Source organism: Chryseobacterium sp. CFS15, from assembly GCF_031118795.1.
Taxonomy (GTDB): Bacteria; Bacteroidota; Bacteroidia; order Flavobacteriales; family Weeksellaceae; genus Chryseobacterium; species Chryseobacterium indoltheticum.
Map to the genome: position 1 here is coordinate 218309 of NZ_JAVHYL010000006.1, position 16112 is coordinate 234420.

11 protein-coding genes and 13 tRNA genes are annotated in these 16112 nt (G+C 33.8%); 1 reads left to right on the plus strand and 23 read right to left on the minus strand.

Going from position 1 to position 16112, the window contains the following annotated elements; genetic code table 11:
• Nucleotides 1-84: 84 nt before the first annotated feature.
• Nucleotides 85-1602 (minus strand): TROVE domain-containing protein, encoded by a 1518-nt coding sequence (locus tag OH814_RS11930; protein WP_308828301.1) that lies wholly within the window; start codon nucleotides 1600-1602, stop codon nucleotides 85-87.
• Nucleotides 1603-2067: 465 nt separating this feature from the next.
• On the opposite strand from OH814_RS11930, the gene OH814_RS11935 reads away from it, so the two are divergent.
• A complete protein-coding gene (locus tag OH814_RS11935) occupies nucleotides 2068-2514 on the plus strand; it encodes a VOC family protein (protein WP_308828302.1) in 447 nt (148 codons plus the stop codon).
• 128 nt (nucleotides 2515-2642) lie between these two features.
• Here OH814_RS11935 and OH814_RS11940 read toward each other — a convergent pair whose 3' ends face one another.
• The 22 genes from OH814_RS11940 to OH814_RS12045 form a co-directional block, all read right to left on the minus strand.
• Nucleotides 2643-3743 carry a slipin family protein gene (locus tag OH814_RS11940; RefSeq protein ID WP_308828303.1) on the minus strand — a complete coding sequence of 367 codons (1101 nt, stop codon included), beginning with the start codon at nucleotides 3741-3743 and terminating at the stop codon, nucleotides 2643-2645.
• 866 nt (nucleotides 3744-4609) lie between these two features.
• Entirely contained in the window at nucleotides 4610-5164 is a 555-nt protein-coding gene (locus OH814_RS11945; protein ID WP_308828304.1) for a DinB family protein, read from the minus strand.
• 4 nt (nucleotides 5165-5168) lie between these two features.
• Nucleotides 5169-5714, minus strand: coding sequence for a 3'-5' exonuclease (locus tag OH814_RS11950; protein ID WP_308828305.1), 546 nt, complete (start codon nucleotides 5712-5714; stop codon nucleotides 5169-5171).
• Between the two features lie 19 nt (nucleotides 5715-5733).
• The gene (locus OH814_RS11955) at nucleotides 5734-6219 is read right to left on the minus strand and encodes a ribonuclease H-like YkuK family protein (protein ID WP_308828306.1); all 486 of its coding nucleotides are present in this window, start codon (nucleotides 6217-6219) and stop codon (nucleotides 5734-5736) included.
• A 130-nt stretch (nucleotides 6220-6349) separates the two neighbouring features.
• Nucleotides 6350-6420: transfer RNA gene (locus OH814_RS11960), tRNA-Trp, on the minus strand.
• An 8-nt stretch (nucleotides 6421-6428) separates the two neighbouring features.
• Nucleotides 6429-6501: transfer RNA gene (locus OH814_RS11965), tRNA-Gln, on the minus strand.
• A 5-nt stretch (nucleotides 6502-6506) separates the two neighbouring features.
• Nucleotides 6507-6579 (minus strand) — tRNA-Phe (locus OH814_RS11970).
• A 7-nt stretch (nucleotides 6580-6586) separates the two neighbouring features.
• A tRNA-Leu gene (locus OH814_RS11975) sits at nucleotides 6587-6660 on the minus strand.
• Nucleotides 6661-7252: 592 nt separating this feature from the next.
• Nucleotides 7253-7324, minus strand: a tRNA-Asn gene (locus tag OH814_RS11980).
• 225 nt (nucleotides 7325-7549) lie between these two features.
• A tRNA-Glu gene (locus OH814_RS11985) sits at nucleotides 7550-7621 on the minus strand.
• Between the two features lie 6 nt (nucleotides 7622-7627).
• A tRNA-Pro gene (locus tag OH814_RS11990) sits at nucleotides 7628-7699 on the minus strand.
• Between the two features lie 66 nt (nucleotides 7700-7765).
• Nucleotides 7766-7836 (minus strand) — tRNA-Asp (locus OH814_RS11995).
• 8 nt (nucleotides 7837-7844) lie between these two features.
• Nucleotides 7845-7929, minus strand: a tRNA-Ser gene (locus OH814_RS12000).
• Nucleotides 7930-7934: 5 nt separating this feature from the next.
• Nucleotides 7935-8008 (minus strand) — tRNA-Arg (locus tag OH814_RS12005).
• 4 nt (nucleotides 8009-8012) lie between these two features.
• Nucleotides 8013-8086, minus strand: a tRNA-Lys gene (locus tag OH814_RS12010).
• 7 nt (nucleotides 8087-8093) lie between these two features.
• Nucleotides 8094-8167, minus strand: a tRNA-Arg gene (locus OH814_RS12015).
• Between the two features lie 93 nt (nucleotides 8168-8260).
• A tRNA-His gene (locus tag OH814_RS12020) sits at nucleotides 8261-8333 on the minus strand.
• An 842-nt stretch (nucleotides 8334-9175) separates the two neighbouring features.
• On the minus strand, nucleotides 9176-10192 hold the full coding sequence (locus tag OH814_RS12025; RefSeq protein WP_308828307.1) for a hypothetical protein: 1017 nt from the start codon (nucleotides 10190-10192) through the stop codon (nucleotides 9176-9178).
• Entirely contained in the window at nucleotides 10185-11834 is a 1650-nt protein-coding gene (locus OH814_RS12030; RefSeq protein WP_308828308.1) for an APC family permease, read from the minus strand. The genes OH814_RS12025 and OH814_RS12030 overlap by 8 nt, the downstream gene beginning before the upstream one ends.
• Entirely contained in the window at nucleotides 11818-14220 is a 2403-nt protein-coding gene (locus OH814_RS12035) for a hypothetical protein (protein WP_308828309.1), read from the minus strand. The genes OH814_RS12030 and OH814_RS12035 overlap by 17 nt, the downstream gene beginning before the upstream one ends.
• On the minus strand, nucleotides 14211-14954 hold the full coding sequence (locus OH814_RS12040) for a hypothetical protein (RefSeq protein ID WP_308828310.1): 744 nt from the start codon (nucleotides 14952-14954) through the stop codon (nucleotides 14211-14213). Before OH814_RS12040 ends, OH814_RS12035 begins: the two co-directional genes overlap by 10 nt.
• Nucleotides 14927-16060 (minus strand): AAA family ATPase, encoded by a 1134-nt coding sequence (locus OH814_RS12045; RefSeq protein WP_308828311.1) that lies wholly within the window; start codon nucleotides 16058-16060, stop codon nucleotides 14927-14929. The genes OH814_RS12040 and OH814_RS12045 overlap by 28 nt, the downstream gene beginning before the upstream one ends.
• Between the last annotated feature and the right edge of the window lie 52 nt (nucleotides 16061-16112).

Here is a 16112-nt window from a genome sequence, read left to right on the forward strand (position 1 = left end):
GCTCCTAAATTACAGTAATATTCAGGATAAAAATCACACTCATCATTTATCACTTATAATTTATTGTAATTAAAGCAGTGCCTTTTACAGCACTACTTTTTTAATTATTTCTATTGCAGATTTTCGGTCTTCCAAAGCATTCAATACATCGAAAATTTTGTCGGACCAACCTGCGATTAGATAGACATCATTTTTCTTAACATCCAACGGTGGTTTTCCGTAACCTGCCAAATCAAACAGATACAATTTTGCATTCGGATTGATTTTTTTGTATCGGCTCCAAGAGTTTTCGAAAGCATTGGTAAATCCACCAGTATCCCACATTTGAGTATCGGTAAATAACATAATTTTGTCAACAATTTCTCGCTTGTTGATCAAATCTTCAAGCACAAGATGACCGTTTGTGGAATAACCCACTTCACCTTCCCGCTTGTAGAATGCATCTACGTTTCTCAGGATACCGTTTTTAGGCATTGGAACTCTTTTCCAACGGTCACCAAACATACCTGAAACCACATTTTTGCACTGTGACTGCAACATCATCGACATCAACAAACCGATATCGTACAACAAGACCTTAGATTTCGGAGAAATAGGCTTCTGCATCGATCCGGAAACGTCTGCTGCGATCACCACCGAAGTAGCGAAACCAAAACCTTTGATGTTTTTTGCACTCGCCATCACGGCATCTTCCAATGCTTCCAAAATTGATGACAAGTAAGGTGAATCGATCGTTTTCAATTCTCTATACGCAGCCAAAAATCTGAATGGCAATTGTTTTGAATTCCTCACCGCTTTTTCATCCGACAGATAGTTGCACACTTTGTACATCGCATCTGATGAAACTTTCGCTTCCAAGATATTTCGCAAGTTTCTCAACGTTGCCATATAACCCAGTTTGTTGCTGAAAATCAATTCTTCCCATTTGTTTTTGAAAGCTGCTTTTCTTTCTGCTTCATCAGCAAATTTTGTCTGACCTAAAACGGAAAGTTCAACTTCCCAAGTGTATGGAGTTTCCAACGCATCGTTTACGATTTTGTTGAAAATTGCCTGTTGATTTTCGTCTTTTGCTTTTGGGTGAACCAAAAACAAAGCGTCTTTTAAAGTAACTTCTGCTTTTCTGTTGTATTTTGCGAATTGGTATTCATCAAATTTGTTGAAAGATTTCACCAAACCTTTTTGAATTTGCTTTGAAAGTTTATTCAACTTTTTAGTTTCTGTTCTTTCATTTGCCAATTGGTAATACGCCAGCAATTCTGTGATTTCGTCTGCTCTTTGGATCACTCCGTCAACGGTTTTGCTTACCAAATTTGTACCTGAAGCTTGTTTTGCCAATTCGGTCGTCAAAACCAAAGGAATTGAACGCAAGTACATCTCTTTTCTCGCATAAACTGCCAATTTCGCAACGAAATCTGGTTCGTTTTTTTGAATCAGAGACTGGATTCTCGCCAATCTGTCATTTCCTTTTTCATAGGTTGTGTTTGATAATCCTGTTGTAACAACAGCACTATATAGCTCTTCTGCAGGTGTCATCGTATAAGCTTTTGCACCTTCGTAGTTGGTCACTACTTTATTTTCTTTTCTTAAAAAATTAAATTTCATGGTTACTGTTTTTTTGTTAAACATTTTGGAAGATTATCACTTCCTCTCTGATTTCTTATGCAAAGTAATAGTGGTCTTGCGCAGTGTTTTTGCGTAGTGAGAAGATTTTTAAAAAAGTTTTCATTTTGTTGGAAAATCGCAAAGACGTAAAGCTTTATTTTGTTACAAACTGTTTTTAAGAGGATTTTATCTGCGAAAAATTGATTGTGTTATCGTTGCGAGGGATGAAATGAAGAAGCAATTTTAAAAAGAGTTGTCTTTCCGTAGGAATTTCAGCAAAGTATTGGTAATTATTCAGATTCCACGCTACACTTCGTTTCGCTGTGAATGACAAAATAATGTTTGAATATTTAAAAACTAATAACCAAATACAATCTGTCTATCATTCATTTTATATAAAGGAATTACCCATTTGAAGTTTTTGAAAATTCGTTGTCTAGCTTTGTGTACATTAAAATTAAATTTATGATAAAAGGATTATATGAAACTCACGTTCAGGTAAGCAACTTGGAAAGCTCAGTAAAATTTTATACTGAAGTATTAGGATTGGAATTTGCTCATAAAGATGAAACTCGTCCGATTGTATTTTTATGGATCGGAAAAAACAAAGAAGCGATGCTTGGTTTGTGGGAACAGAAAGAAAATCTCCAAACGAGACATTTTGCCTTTTCTGCTGACAAAGAGGATATTTTGAACTATTCGGTTGAGTTTTTAAAAAATAAGAATTTAAAACCTTATAATTTTTTGAAAGACGGAATTGATGAGCCCATGGTTTTTGCATGGATGCCTGCATTGGCGATCTATTTTAATGATCCGGATGGAAATCAACTGGAATTTATTTCAATTCTGGAAGGTGATGGAAAACCGGAATTGGGAGTGATTTCTTATGAGGAATGGTTGAAAGAAAATTAAAAAAATCTTGCGATTTGTATGTTGATTTTAATTGGATTTTATCCAATCCTTTGCTAAATCGTCCCTTCGGGACTCTTTCTTGGTTATAACAAGTAAAGACAGATTTTCAAGATGAAAATCTGTCTTTGTTATTTAGCAAAAATTTCTTTCAGCTGAGAAACAATATTGCTATTTCCGGACACGGTGATATCTCCAATCTTGTCAGCGATTTTCTCCATATATTCCATTTCTTTCAGCTTCCAAAGCACTTCGTTTTCTTCCATCAATTTTGCGGTGTTCAGTAAACTTCTTGTGGAAGCTGTTTCCTCACGACGCATGATGCTGTTTGCCTGAGCTTTTTTCTCAGCGATCAAAACCTGATTCATGATTTCTTTCATTTCTCCTGTTAAAATCACGTCACGGATTCCGGCATCAGAAGCTTTTAAACCTAAATCTCCGGCTTTGTTTCCAAGATTTTCCAGAATTTCTTTACCTACAGAATCTTTTTTCACTAACAATTCGTCCAACGTTAAAGCTCCGACGAATTCACGCAAAGCCAACTGCATCAGAATATATAATTGCTTATCGTATTCTTTGTTATTCATCAATGCTTTCTCAATATTTTCTACTTGAAAACGCACATAAAAATTGATACGAAGCATCGCTTTATCCTTTGTCAACAATTCCTGACCGGCAATTTCCATTTGCTGCATTCTTGTATCAACTGCTTTAATTTCAATAGAAATTTCGTTATTCCAGAAGTAGTAAGTTCCGGCTTCCAAAACTTTTGACAGTTTTCCGTCAATTAGTAAAAGTCCTTTATATTGATTGGTCACAACAAATTTTCTTACAAAGTTTTTCAATTTTAAATTTTCCAAAATTGTTTTAGAAATTTTCTCTGTGATTTCTACTTTTGTCAGATCTATATTTTGAAATTCTCTATTCAAAACATCTTTCCAGAAAGCGTATTGCCCTACATTCAATACTTCTTTGAAAATACCGTTTTCATAGACCAGAACCATTTCGCCATCTTTTACCTCAACTACTTCTAGCATTGAAGCCAGACTTTCATTTTTAAGCAAAAGATTCAAATCTTCTCCTGCTTTAAACTGAGATTTCGTTTCATAGATTTCCACAGATTTACTTCCGAAAATCCAATAATTTCCTTCTTTTAAGATTTCAATTAAGTTTCGGTTTTTAAAAACCAAACCGATTTGGTATGCTTTAATTTGTACATTTCTTACCATCATATTTTATTTTAAGTGTTATTAAATATTAATTAAAAAAGGAAAACCTAAGATTCTCTCTTCCAAAAAATAGCGGAAGCAAAGTATTTCAAAAAAATTTATTTCAATTTTAGACTAACATTTTTAAACTTATTTTCTAATGAATCAGATTTTGGGCGTGTCCCTTTTCCATCGCTGAAAGCAACAGCTTGGGTCGCTACGTCCGCTTCTACTCCTCGTTCATCGGCTTTTGCCTCTTCACTGTGGGGTATCCGCTACCATCGCTCACGCAGAAAACCGTAGTTTTTAGAAAATTTGTCTAACAATCATTTATTCATCAATTAAATTTCATTTTCAGAAAAAAACTTTTCTTACAAGCTTTTTCAAAATTGTTGATTTAACAACCGATAAAATCTCAGAATTTTCCTCTGGGAAATGTTTTTTTAAGAGAAACATCAAAAACTCGACAGTCGGATACAGATTTTGAGCCTGTTTCCATTCAAACTACATTAAAAGTGTAGTGCTCTAGCCAACTGAGCTACTTCACCCGAAGTGAAGACAGGATTCGAACCTGTGCAAAAAATCTATTGTTCTACCACTTGAACTATATTCCCATTTTGGAAATAGAAGGACTCGAACCTTCAACCCATAGCGCATGGTGGAAGTTTTTTGGTAAACTTCTGAAACCTTCAAATCAAGTTGAACAGAATACAATCATGTTTCTCAACAAAGTATTCTGCAATGGTGATATACAGAAACACCCAACAAGACTTGTCTGATATTTTGACTAAAATCTTTTTTCAAAATTTTAGTGTTTGTCTTTTTGATAATGCAAAGTAAAAAGCTTATTGCGCAGTCTTTTTGCGTAGGAAAATTTATTTGAAATTATTTTATTTATTTAATTCATTGTTCTTCATCTGAGTAATATGTCTTTGAGCATGAAGCGAAAGAAAATAGATATATTCATACACATTGATTTTTCCTAATTCATTGACTGTCATTGTCGTTTTACAAAGAAGACCTTCGCCGTTTCTCATTAAATCTAAATAGTTTAAACATTGATGATATTGTTGAGAAATTACACTTCTGATTTCATCTAAACTTAATTCTCCTTTTGGTTCCATATGTCCAGGTCTTATCCATTCAAAAGCGCCGTATTCGCCGACTTTATCAAACTTTTCTTTATCGAAATTATAGTTTTTTATTTCAAGATTTAAATCGAGATTGCGATAATTCCGCATTGCTTTTTTCGCACCTTTTTCAATAAGAATCAACAAATAAAAGTTCGTCAGATAAATATGTTCTAAAATCTGCTGAACCGTCCAACCTCCATTTGAAGGCTGAAAATTCAACGTTTCTTTATTTTTCTCAAACCACCTGTCAACCTCATCAAAACTGAGTTTCAAATGGGTTTTTATATCCTGAATTAATCTAAAAATATCCATTGCTTTAACTTTTTAAAACTTGATACAATAATTTCGCTGTGTTGAAAGCATCGTCTGCTCCACTATGCGCACTCCCTTCAAATTTTATATTTCTTGCCTCAAGTTCTTTCAAAAGTCCGATTGGCTTTTCTCCGTTCATCAAACTTATCAGCACTTTCACATCAAGATAAGTTTCACTGAAAGGAAATTTAACATCAAATTCTTTACATTGACTTTCCATAATCGATTTATCAAATCCGCCATAACCAGCATATGTTCTTCGCAATGAATTGTATCTGTTTTTGATATTTGAACAAGCTTCTTTAAAAGAAATCCCTTCTTTCTCTAATTTTTCAGAAGTGATTCCCGTAAGTTGTGTACAGTATTCACTTACTTGCGATTGTGTCGGCTTTATCAAGTAACTTCTTTTATCTTCGATACTTCCGTCCGACATATTGAGTTTACAAATTCCGATTTCAATGATTTCTCTTTTTTGATTTTCGGGGATTTGTCCTTTTTCCCAACACGTGGCTTCAAGATCTATGACGATTACTTTGTCGTATAAAAACATTTTATTTATTTTTTGAAAATTACACCATCATATCAGCACAATTGGAACTTGCGAAAGCGTAAGGTTTTGCTTTAAATATATAACCCATTCCCAGAATATATCCCATTGCATCTTTCAAAGCGACGTTGGATTTAAAATCCGGATCGGTGTTAATGTCTGCGTGTACCTCCATTTCCACATCATAATTTTCCAGAATAGAGCAAATGGCGTAGGCGATTTCTACGGATTTGTTGACTTCGTTCAACATTCGCTCTTTGATACTGATATTCTGTATTTCTCTTTCTTTTCTGATAAAGGTAAACGCTCCTTTTCCCTCACGAATAAAGACAACTGCCGTAGCATAATTAATGGCATCACCATAAACGTGGGAGTCTGAACCCACACACACTTTCAGTCGGTGTCCATTTTTCTGTTCGCGGATGATGGCTTCTTCTACCAACTGTGTGATAGAATGTTGGAAAATTTTTCCGTTCATGTTTTGCCATGTTTGTTGTTGCGTTTCCATTTTTTCTACATGTTTGTTTAAATACTTATTTGTTAATAATGTCAATTATGAATAGTCAATTCGCTTTGCTTGTCAATTTTTTTAAGTTCACTTGTGAAACAAAATTCACGATTGACTATTCATCGTTTTGCGCTCCGAACTGGACTCGAACCAATACCATCAGTTTTGGAGACTGAGATGCTGCCATTACATTATCGAAGCAATTTTTGTTGATTCATCAGGACTCGAACCTGAACAACAAGAGTCAAAGTCTTGTGTGCTGACCAATTACACTATCAATCAATTTGCGGATCAGAATCGAATCGAACGATTACCTCTTGTTTTTCAGACAAACGTGCAGACCTTCTACACCACTGATCCTATTTTGTACGGGAAAAGGGAGTCGAACCCTTAATATCTTGAGCCTAAATCAAGTGCGTCTGCCAGTTCCGCCATTCCCGCAGGTTTTTATTGGTAATAAGTAATTGGTAATGAGTAATTTTCCAACTAATTTTTAACCCAATTTCTTTTGTGAAGAAAAATAAAGCCTGTCATTATTTTTTTAGTTTGATATAAGAACTTCTGCGCTCGACAAACTTTTATTTTTTCTTCGGAACTAATCTCATTTTAGTTATTTGAGATGGTTATGGGAGTCAAACCCACTCAGTTTTCACAACGGTTTTGCAGACCGCCCCGACTCTTCCACTTCGGCGAACCATCGTTTTTTTTAAACTAGTTGTTGGTTTCTAGTTGATAGTTTTTAGAAATATCAAGTTTCTAAATTCTAATTTCTAACATCTAAATTCTAATTTCTAACATCTAACTTCTAATTAAAAAATAAAGTCTGTCTTAATTTTTTGTTTGATATAAGAACTTCTGCGCTTTGACAAACTTTATTTTCACCTAAAAATTTATATTATGTTTAATTAATTTCCATCTTTCTGTTTAATTGAGTTAAGAAAAAGCCTGTCTATATTGTGTTTTTGGCGTATAGATCTTCTGCTCTCGACAAACTTTTTCTTTCTCTTTGAAACAATTAACATTTAGTTTTTTGCGATTCCGGAAAGATTCGAACTTTCAACTTCCGGTTTAACAGACCGGCGCTCTACCATTGAGCTACAGAATCATTTTTTGTAATTTCGGAAGGATTGTTCATGAATTTTATATTTAATTTTTTGTATTCACGAATCCTTCAGATTTCGAACCTTCAACCTTCGGCTTATGAAACCGATACTCTAACCCATTGAGCTACGAAATCTTTTATGTGAACTGCCAATTATCAATTCTCTTTGCTATCAATTTTCAAATTCACTTACGAAGTAAAATTCACTATTGACCATTCACATTATTGCACTCCATAAGGGAATCGAACTCTTATCTACTGCTCGAAAGGCAGCCGTCCAAACCATTAGACGAATGGAGCAAATTGCCTGGAAAGCAAGATTCGAACTTGCGACCTCCCGCGTCCAAGACGGGTAAACAACCACCGTTATCTTTCCAGTTTGCAGATTCACTTCAAAATTCTTTTCCGAGAGACAGTCGGATCGGAAATTTCCGTGAATCTTTGCGGTCTATGCGAGAATCGAACTCGCAGTACCTGAGCGACAGTCAGGTAGGTTACCATTACCTCAATAGACCTTTTTTTGCGGAGAGCAAAGGAATCGAACCTTCACTACTGTCGTAGAACTCATTAGCAGTAAGCCGCAACAAACCAATATCTGCCTACTCTCCTTTTGTGACCTCGACAGGGATCGAACCTGTAACCCTAGGTTTAGAAAACCGATGCTCTATCCAATTGAGCTACGAGATCTTTGTAACCCCAGAAAGATTTGAACTTTCAACCCCCGGTTTAAAAGACCGGTGCTCTAACCATTTGAGCTATGAGATTCTATTTGTAATCTTAGAAGGACTCGAACCTTCAACCTTCGGTGTCGTAAACCGATGCTCTATCCAATTGAGCTATAAGATTATTTTTTGTGAATTGTCAATCGTCAATTCGCTTTGCTTGTCAATTTTTAAAATCACTTGCGAGCAAAATTCACCATTATCTATTCACACTTTTGGGTATCTTCGGGGATCGAACCCTGTTCTCCGGTGCCACAAACCGGCGCTTTACCAAATAAGCTAAAGAAACCATAAAAAAAGCGCCTCTTTTCAGGAGGCGCTTTATATATTTTGACGTGTCGCTACATTAGCTGACCCATTTATATAAGCACCTTTTATCCACAAATTCACTATCAAGAATACATGCAAGTCCCATCGGCTTTTGTCCGTGTCGTCTTAAATACTGATTAGATATGTTATGTAATTGTTTCATTATATTCTTGTTTAAAATTGTTTTTTTGAAAAGATTAAAAACGTGTTGCTTTTAATTTTCGGTTGCAAAGTAAGTATGAATTTTTTTAACTCACAAATTTATTTTTCAATTAACTATTTGAAAATCAATTAATTATACTCAATTTTTGGAATATAGAATTTCTGTCCGTAATATTTTACAGATATCAATTTTACCTAAATGACTGTCTCTCATTGGTTTTCCTATCACGTCTTATTTTCTAATTATTTGTTCATTGTTATTTAAATTATTTTCACTTTTATGGTTATTTTTTTTCATTCTAAATAATTTCTACCCTAAAAACACAAAAAACGCCTCGATGACCGAGGCGTTTCTGCAGTATTTTGATTAAATCTTTACGAGTTTACAGTAAAAAATTTTCAAAGCAAGCACATTTCGCCTCATCAGATATCATCCATTCATATCCAAACGATCCCTTTATTACAGGGCGATCGCATAGATTTAAACTGATATGTACTCTTTGTATTGTCATAATTTTACTGAGGCAAAGATAATTGTTTTTCTTAAAAGTTTTTTTATTTTGTCATTGCGAACGAACGTGAAGCAATCTCTAATTATATCATATTTACTTTGAGACTCCTTCGTCGCTTTGCTCCTCGTAATGACAAATCAGCACTGTTATTAATTCCTAAACATTTTATTTCTTCCTGTTCTGTATCTCGAAATATCTTTTAAAATCACCTCATCTTTTGGATTGAAATGTTTCAGTTCATTGATGATTGAAGAATGGTTTTCTATATTTTCAGCAATGATTTCGTAGGCGATATTTCTTGTTGTTTCCTGTAATTTTGAATCTTTTTTAAACTCATGTTTCATCGCTTCCAGATAAATTATTTTCTTGTCGGATGGAGTTTTTAAATATAAATTTTGAATGGTCTGGTTTAAATCTTCAACGTTATTGATATTTACGAAATAGTTATTTAAACAATTAAAAGCATCTTTATTTTCTTCCCAACCTTGTAATAAAATTTTCTGTGCTTCTTCCGGAACATCCATTTTTTTGCGGTAGATAAGAGAAGCTTTCACCATCTGATCGTTATTTACATAATCATCAACAACCATTTGGTAATAAGAATTCGCATTTTTGGTATCATTAATTTGCATATAAAGATCACCCACTTTTTCTTTTTGTTCGAGCTCTTTATACAGTTCAATCGATTTTTGATATTGCTTTGCTTTTTCAAAACACGATGCAGCCTCCGATTTATTTTTTAATTTTTTAAGGTAGATCACGGCAGCTTCGTTATACAAACCACCATCTTCAAGCGTTTTTGCACCACGATAATTGTCATTCAGCAAATTCATATATACTTTTGCAGCTCTTGTATAATCTTTTTCGGCAATGTATTTTTCGGCTAATTCTTCGTACTTGTTTCTAATTCTGTCAAACAAAGAATTTTCAAGATAAAAATTTCCGCCACTTCCCTTTTTTCCTGAAGAATTTCCAGATTTTTCTTTATTTTCAAGAGCGATGACCACAAAAAATATAATTACTAAAACGACTATGAAAATGACCAAATTTCCAATAACACTCCAAAATGTTTTCTGAAAAAGCTCGGTAAAAATCGCAATGATTTTGATGATAGCCAATACAACGAGCGCTCTCAAAAACTTATCTATAAACTTCTGCTTATTCATTGTCTTCAGATTTTAAAATGGTTTTATCTTCCCGGAAAAGTCTGTACAAAAGAAGAGCTACACAAATAATCAACACCCAGACAAACCAATTATAGCCAAACATTTCAATGATCGGATAAAAAATATAGCTCAATAAAGCAATCAGAACAACCATTAGAAAAATTTTGATCCCTAAAGGAATATTCTCTCCGCCAAAATGTATTTTTTTCTTTTTAAAAAGGAATGAATACAATCCTACAGCACCCGCCATTAAAACTATCAGCCAAAAAATTTCTGATGCCGAAACTTTTTCAGAATCATTTGATTCGCCTTTATTTCCTTCGAGATATGCCTGCGAATTTTCATCCATTTCGGAAACTGGCGGCTCAATCGTTCCGTAGAGTTTGCCTAAAGAATCTGCCATCAAAATTTGCTTTTTATTGAGTACTTTACTTACAACACCTTTATCGGCCTGTATTCCGTTTCCTTCTTTTTTGAGTGAATCCGAAATTTTCTGCTTTAATTTTTCAGTATTTTGGGTAATTACTTTTACTATTTTTTTATTATAAATCGTTTTGAGTGAATCTTTAGTTTTTCCTTCATCAGTTCTGTATTTTTCAACATCTTTTTCAACATCAGTCATCGACTTTTCGTGATATTCTTTAGTCGCTTCAAGAAAATCACTCATCAATTTGCCTCTTCGCTTTCTGTAAATAGAATCAATTTTTATATCAATTTCGGTAACGCCAGATTTGAAAGCTAACATTTTTCCAATCTTGCCTTCCTGTTGAACTTTCCCTGAATTTACATGTTCCTCATTTTCAACTTTAATAAACTGAAAGCCAATTCTTGCTGCTACGATTAAAATAATTGCAACAAAAAATACCCAACGGTAATTTCCCGAACCTGAAGTTTCACCCGAAGAATTATCTCCACCACCAAAAAAGTTTTGAAACCAATTCCCAAACTTGAATTTGCCAAAACCATCACCTCTTGAAGTTCCCATTACATCCAACGGAACTCCCAATTCTACTGCTCTTTCAGGATATTTCTCAATATATTTTAAATATTTTTCGATTTCCTTTTTATTTCCTGCCATTACTTTTTTCATATCAAAAGGCAGGTTTTTCATCCATTCTTCCTCCGTTTGTGGCTTTTTAAGTGCTTCCATTATTTGGTCATCATCCATTTCCACCATAAAACTTTTAATTTCTTGGGGAATTGTTACTCCGTTCAATGGTTTTCTAATCTTATCTTCTGATTGTTTAGGATGATTAAGTAGTGAAATCCAATCAATTTCTTCATTTAATTTCACCAGACCAAAATCGGGATGCATCACCAAAAAATCAGCATTGATATTTTGCCAGTCTTCAGGATTGATTTTAGGATAAAAAGTTGTATTTTCAGGAATGAAAAGTTTGCCTTCGACACATTGAAAATAAGAATTCTTGCCAATTTCAGAAGGCGCCATATTTTTAAAAATCAAAAAGCATCCGTACAAAATATTGGGTTTGTTCGAAGGAATTGGAAATGACCGAACTTCATTTAAATCAATTCTTAAAATTTCCATTTCGTGCAACCATGTCAATGGTGAAGAACCTTTTATTAAAAGTCCTTTTTTAGGATAATTGTTTTTCGGAAAAGGTTTAATTCTCAGTTCCATATTCTACAATTTGATGAATAAATGGTTCTAAATAATCCAAAATCATATCTTCCATTTTTCTTATTTTCAGCAAAGTAGTTTCAGGCAAATAATATTCTGAGCCCCCAAACTCTGTATGACTCGCCAAAGCCAAATACCCAACTTCTGTCGATGGAATATAAAATTCAGGAACATTTTGATTACTGCTTTTAAAAGTCAGCATTCCACGGGAATCTGTAATAATTTCGCTGCCTTCGGAAAAGGTAAATCTATTTTTATTTTGCTGAGCATACATCTTCATCGGATATTTATTTCTGTAAAAAACCAATGAGTTATCATAATTTTTGGTCAGTTCATGATTAGAAATCACTAACCCAAGCTCAATATTGATTCCTACATTGTTGAAATTATTTAAAATTTTAACTCCAATATTATTCAGTTTATTGAGTTCGGTTTCAACTTTTGAATCATTTTTTGAAATATCCTTATGCATTTTAGATTCTTCAAGGGAGATATTCCCATCAATATTAATTTCTCCAATCCAAGAATTATCAAGACAATCTAAATAAAATTTTTTATTAAAATAAATTAACTTAAAACTTAAATAACGAGGAATTTTATGCCCCGACAAACTCAGTTCAGAATATTCTTTTGTATTTAAATTTAATTTAGAAATCAATTTTTTATCCGGTTGATAATGACACAAAATAAATTGCTGTTGCTTGTTTTTGGCTAAAGCAAACTGACCTTTTGGTCTCACAGAAATATCTTCAAATAAAACCTCACAACCGCGATGAATTTTATACTGATCGTAATAGTTTTTATTGTAATAATTATCTGACAAATAGGTTTTAAGCAACTGTTTTTTAGAACTTAAAATAAAAAACTCTCCTTCATACAAAAATGTAGCAATTTTATTTTTTGAGGTTGGAAATAAAATCGGATAATTCAACGGAACACCTGCTTTTTTACTTCTCGGAGAGTTATTTTCACCTCTTTGATTTCTCTTCGGTGGATTTGCCCACAATTCCTGCAACGGAAGCATGATTTTCTGGACGTGTTTTCTTGTGCCTTTATGATGTTTGTAAAAATTCAGTTCCCCTTCTGCAGAAGTTGTCACCAAAAATTTCAGTCGATCCCGATTTTCTTGAATCACTTTCTGCAGCTTTTGATTTTCTAAATTTTCCTGAGTGGTAATGAAAAAAACTTCCATATCTTTTTCTTTATGCTCTTCATTAAAAAACTTTTCCAATGACTGAGAAACTTCCAAAACCGGACTTACGAGATTGAGATGATCAATCACTTCTTCCACTTTATCAAGGTAAATTGGAATTGAATTTTGTCCCAAAGCAAAAACTTTACATTCGGAATGCGCTTTTGGATGCTTGATGACCGCAATTGCCGATGCAAAAGCCAAAACTTTCGGAGTTCCCCAATTTCTCAGGGAAGTATCAATTAAAATAATTCTTTCAAAAACATTTTCTTCAGGTGGAATTTCACGTTGAATATACAAAGCTTCATTATTCGCCACACGATTCATAAAAACCTCATCTTCATTGGCAAATTCCGACAAAAGCATTCTGCTGAAATCACCTTTATTGGTCATATCAGAAACGCCTCCAATCGGCTGTTCACCAGGGGAAAGATGACGCATCGGAATTTTTAATCCGCTCCAGATTCTTTTGATTAAGCTTCCAACCTGGAAAGTTTTGGGTTCTTCTATTAATTCCTGAATAAAATCTGTATCGGTTTCTATCGTTGTTTCTTCTTCAATAACTTCCTCTTCAATATCAGCAATTTCCAAATTACCTTTCATTACTTGAATAATCATTTGACTTGAAGGAAATTTCTCATTCAAAGCAACCAAGATTCCTAAATCTTTGGAAAACTTCGAAACAGTAATTTCTATTTTCTGTGCTGAATCGGCAATTTTTCGTGAATTTCGTAAATATCCATTTAAAATATATTCCGATTGTTTTTCCGAAACATTATTGGGTGCATACTTGAATATTGTCTGTAAAAGAAGAACTCTATTTTTTCCTTTTTTATAATTGTTATGGAGAGATTTTAATGTTTCTAAAAATTGAAATGCAGGACGGATCAAATGTTTAACATATTCATGCGCTGCCAAAGGATGTTTTCTGAGATTTGTTTTAATACCTTTTAGATCTAAATATCCTTCATTTGTTGCATATAAAGCTAATAAAAGAGGACTCAAAATTGGTAAACCGTTAAGTTGAAGCTCCTTCAAGATCTCAATCAGATAAGGTCTATAAACAACAGCTCCAATATTCTGAAACGAAATAAGATTATTTTCATTATAGCCGGTATCGTCCGGAACATCCTCATCCGTTGTCCACTCCCAGAAATAATCTTCGTAAGATTGGAAATATTCGGTTAACTCCATTCTTGTGATTTTTCAGTCAAACGAAATGAGCTTACAGACATTTTTCTCAAATCTTCTTTATTAAGATATAAAACGCTTCCGTTTTCATTCCATAAAAGCCATTGATTCTGATCTGTATTATTTTTTCTTTGTAATAGAGAACTCAAATTTTTAAATTCAAAATCGAAACCAGTCGGTAAAAGATGACCGTCTTTTAACCAAAAAGTTTTTCCGGGAAAGCCTAATAATGGAGTTCCGAGAAATAATGCTTTATCATTAATGACAATCCAATCCAGTTTTTCTAATTTGAATTTTGGTATAGCAGTAATTGCTTCTTTAATTTCTGAAATTGAACAAAGCAAAGCCATTGCAGGCTGTTCTTCTTCACTTGGCTTTAATTTAACATCAACCTTTTCATCAATTCCAAAAAAATTATTATTTGAAATAGGAAAAGTGAGCCTTAAAGCTTTATCAATCGGAGTCCACAACAGAGCAGTTCTCATTTTTTTACTCGGAACCAATGCATCTTTTCGAAATAACAATCCATCCCTCAATTCATACAAAATAAAATTCGGCAACTGCTGAATTTCCGATGAAGCAGCCTGTTCATCAGTAAAACCTTTCAGCCAGATTATTTCTTCATCTATTGCAATCTTAACATTTTTCCAATGACGAATTGCACCAAGAAAATCTTCATCAGCTTTTGGAAGTTCGGCCCAAAAAGTTTTTATACCGTTTGAAGAATCTTCTGCCATAAACTTTCAATTTCTTGTTGAATGTATTGTTTTTGTTCAGGGTTTCTGATCCAGTCGCATCGGGTTTGGAGGTATCTTAATTTATCTTTTATCACGTTTTGTTCCTCAAAACTTAATGTTCCGCTATTCCATTTTTCGATGAGGATTTTTACATCTTTCATCACTTCTTCAGGATTGGGAATTTTATTTTGCAAAGCTTGCGGATGAGACTTTGGATGGTCGTCTTTTTCAATCGTTCTGTTAATAATTCCTTCTAAAATTTCAATCTGCTCTTCGGTATCCCAAATATGTTTCAACACCCATAAATCTGAAAGAATCGCTTCGTTTCGGCCACAAATTAAAGCACTTGCTGCAATCAGATTTTGCAGTTTCACGGCTCTACGGTCGGAAATCGCAATTCCGGTGTTTCTAAGGTTGATAATCGTATTTAAATAGACTTCATAAATCGGTTTCAGATCAATAGTTTTACACAAATTCTGAAGCTCTCTGATTTCATCTGAGAAGATTTCGGGAGTTTGTGTTTCCAGAATATTTTCCAGTTTTCTTCCAGCTAAAAGTACTTGTTGAAGAAGATCAGGATTCACATTATCAACATTTATTCTGATCAAAAAACGGTCGAATAAAGCATTCAAAGCTTCGTCTTCAGGAAGAACATTACTTGCACCGACAAACATCAATGCAGGAAGTTTTTTTGTTTCTTTTCCTCTTTTGAAGATCTTTTCGTTTAAAGCCATCAAAAGTGAATTCAAGATCGCCGAATTGGCATTGAAAATTTCATCTAAAAAAACCATTGATGCTTCGGGCATCATTCCTTCTGTGTTTGTTAACAATTCTCCTTCTTTTAATTTTCTAATATCAAAAGGACCGAAAATTTCGTTCGGTTCTGTGAAACGGGTTAAAAGATATTCAAAGTTTTTGCCGTCTGCCACCGTATTTGCCAATGTTCTTACAATGGCAGATTTTGCGGTTCCCGGAGGTCCGTATAAAAATGCATTTTCTCTTGCCAACAAACAGATTCCGAGCAAATCTACAACGTCATTTTTCCCGACAAAAGTGTCTTTAACAAAAGCGAGAACTTTGTTTAATTTTTCTATATTTTGAGTCATTAATTAAATTTTAAAGTTTTCATCATTTTTCTCTCAGCTTTTCTTTTTCTCA